We start from the raw sequence: 2,919 nt of genomic DNA on the forward strand, positions 1-2,919 counted from the left end.
ACATAGGGGACATCGGTTTCAGGGTCTGGAATACGAAGTTTCTCAACATCAGCCATGGTACGAACCGGATTTTCAAAGACCGGCCCCGGAACAAAGTCCAGTTTCAGCCCCATCGGCTCCACCGGGGTCAGGATGTCGGAAAAAAGGATGGCTGCATCCACCCCCAGAATATCAACCGGCTGAATAGTAACCTCGGCAGCCAGTTCAGGGGTTTTGCACAGTTCAAGAAAAGTGCATCTTGAACGGACAGCCATATACTCAGGCAGATAACGGCCAGCCTGACGCATCAGCCAGACAGGTGTGCGGTCAACCGGCTTACCCCAACAGGCATCAAGAAAACGATTGTTCATGGTATATACCTCTCAGATATGGAAACGGCAGCACTATACCATCTTCAGCCATATTCGTGCCACAAAAAAGCCGATACAGAGCCCCGTCTTAGCGCTACGACTGATTGACATTCTGTGGAGGTCGTTTATAGTTTTTCTATGCCTGCGCCCCATAAAACACTGATAGTCTGCCCTGAATGTGATTTGCTGCTGCGGGAAATTCCATTGCCTCCGGGCCGGTCAGCCTGCTGTCACTGCTGTGGAGCAACATTGTATCGTCATATTCCCGACAGCATTAGACGCAGCCTGGCGCTAACGCTGGCTGCTCTGGTTCTGTATCTGATAGCCAACCGGTTTCCCATCCTAGGGATTAACCTGCAGGGCAACGGCAATGCGGTCACTCTGCTGCAGGCGGTGCATGATCTCTGGAAGCAGGATATGCCGCTGGTCTCCAGCCTTACCTTTATCACCGCCATTTTTGTACCGGCCCTGGAGTTGTGTTTGATGCTCTACCTGCTGCTGCCGTTGTACCGTGGGCATCTGCCGCCAGGGACCAGTCAGGTCATGCGGTTGCTACAGACCATTAAACCCTGGGGGATGGTCGAGGTGTTCATGTTGGGGATTCTGGTGTCGCTGGTCAAGCTGGTGCAGGATTTTAAAATCATACCGGGGGTGGCGCTCTGGTCCTTTGGCGGATTAACCCTGCTGATGGCAGCACTGGCCTCCTCGTTTAATCCACGGGATGTCTGGACACATCTGGATTTAAAACAACGCAGGGAAGGTTTGTAGATGGATTGGCCCGGCAGGTCAGCTGCAGATCAGGGGTTCTGCTCCTGCCACGTTTGTGGTCTGGTTTCCAGGCTTGATCAGGATGATCTTACGGCCCGGTGTCCTCGTTGCAATACACGGCTCCACTTTCGCAGGCCGAACAGCCTGCAGCGTTGTTGGGCGTTTCTGATCGCAGCATACATTCTCTACATTCCGGCAAACCTGATGATCATGATGGAGACCGGCACCCTGGTAAGTTACCGCAAGGATACCATTCTCAGCGGTGTGATTCACCTCTGGCATAACGGCAACCCCGGCATTGCGGTGATTGTCTTTGTCGCCAGTATTTTGGTACCGCTTTTTAAGCTTGTGGTACTGACCTTGTTGCTTATTTCTGTCCGACGTGGTTCAACCTGGGGAATCAAACACCGGATTCTGCTCTACCGGATTGTGGAGTTGGTGGGCCGTTGGTCCATGCTGGATATTTTCGTGGTAACGCTATTGGCTGCCCTGGTACAGATTCAGTCATTTGCCACCGTCAGGGCAGGTACCGGGGCTATCGCCTTTGGCGCGGTGGTGGTGTTAACCATGTTTGCTGCCATGGAGTTTGACCCGCGTTTGATGTGGGACCCGCTGAGAAAAGAGAGAGAATTATGAGTGAAACAGCACCTAATCAAGCGACTGACCAGCCGGCTGATATTCCTGATGCCATTATTGATCGCCGTCGTCGCAGCTCATCACAGCTGATCTGGTTAATACCGATCGTTGCACTGATTGTCGGACTTTCACTGGCAGTCAAGGCCTATATTGAGAAAGGCCCGGTCATTACCATCAGTTTTAAGAGCGGTGAGGGGATTGAGGCGGGTAAGACCAAGATCAAGTACAAGGATGTCCAGATCGGCCTGGTCAGATCAATCACCATTGCCAAGGATCGTTCCAGTGTTCTGGTTACTGCAGATCTGGCCAAGGAGGCGGCTGATTTTCTTAAAGCTGATACCAGTTTCTGGGTGGTGCGTCCCCGGATTACCGGCAGCAGCATTTCCGGTCTGGGCACCCTGACCGCTGGTTCCTATATCGGCATGGATGTGGGTAAATCAAGTGAAGACAAGACCTCCTTTACCGGACTTGAAGCCCCGCCAGTGGTTACTATGGATATGCCGGGGCGCCAGTTTGTCCTGCATGCGGCTGATGTTGGATCGTTAAGTGTTGGTTCTCCACTTTTTTACCGGCATCTGCAAGTGGGTGAAGTGGTTTCTTCTGATCTGGAAAAAGATGGTGAGACCGTTACCTTGCGGGTCTTTGTACAGGCTCCCTACGATAAATTTGTGAGAAACAGCACCCTCTTCTGGCATGCCAGTGGTATTGATTTCAAGCTGGATGCCAATGGCATGACCGTTAATACCGAATCACTGCTCTCGATTGTGATGGGGGGGATCGCCTTCCAGACCCCTGATGATTTTGATGAGGCACCCCAGGCAGAGCAGGGCAGGAGTTTTACCCTGTTCAGTAATAAGGAAGAGGCGCTAAAACGCCCTGATAGCATCGTTGAAAACTATATACTGGTGTTCAAAGAGTCGGTACGAGGCCTGACGGTTGGCGCCCCGGTGGACCTGCGTGGCATCACGGTGGGAGAGGTTGCAAAAATCAAGGCTGAACTGGACCCGGCAAGTAAGAATGTGACCATGGTGGTCCAGATCCGGTTCTATCCTGAACGGCTCAAACCCCGTTCCTCTTCCTCTTCAGATCAGAAATCGCTCGCAGATTCTCACAAGCTGCTGGATGCCATGGTTCAAAAAGGCTTCCGGGCGCAGCTGAAAAGCGG

4 protein-coding genes are annotated in these 2,919 nt (G+C 52.5%); 3 read left to right on the forward strand and 1 reads right to left on the reverse strand.

What is annotated here, in order from left to right; all coding sequences use genetic code 11:
• The coding region (locus tag OEL57_RS15920; RefSeq protein ID WP_300741828.1) for a uroporphyrinogen decarboxylase family protein at window positions 1–350 on the reverse strand (350 nt) is incomplete at its 3' end.
• Between the two features lie 249 nt (window positions 351–599).
• Between OEL57_RS15920 and OEL57_RS15925 the strand changes: the two genes are divergently transcribed.
• The 3 genes from OEL57_RS15925 to OEL57_RS15935 all read left to right on the forward strand — a co-directional run.
• Window positions 600–1,118 (forward strand): paraquat-inducible protein A, encoded by a 519-nt coding sequence (locus OEL57_RS15925; protein ID WP_300741829.1) that lies wholly within the window; start codon window positions 600–602, stop codon window positions 1,116–1,118.
• Entirely contained in the window at window positions 1,119–1,754 is a 636-nt protein-coding gene (locus OEL57_RS15930) for a paraquat-inducible protein A (protein WP_300741830.1), read from the forward strand.
• On the forward strand, window positions 1,751–2,919 hold a 1,169-nt coding region (locus OEL57_RS15935; protein WP_300741832.1), incomplete at its 3' end, for an intermembrane transport protein PqiB. The genes OEL57_RS15930 and OEL57_RS15935, both read left to right, overlap by 4 nt.

The organism is Trichlorobacter sp., assembly GCF_030247655.1.
Classification (GTDB): Bacteria; Desulfobacterota; Desulfuromonadia; order Geobacterales; family Pseudopelobacteraceae; genus Trichlorobacter.

Coding starts and splice junctions, on each gene's coding strand:
- OEL57_RS15930 (WP_300741830.1), top strand. CDS start 1,119: ATGGATTGGCCCGGCAGGTCAGCTGCAGATCAGGGGTTCTGCTCCTGC.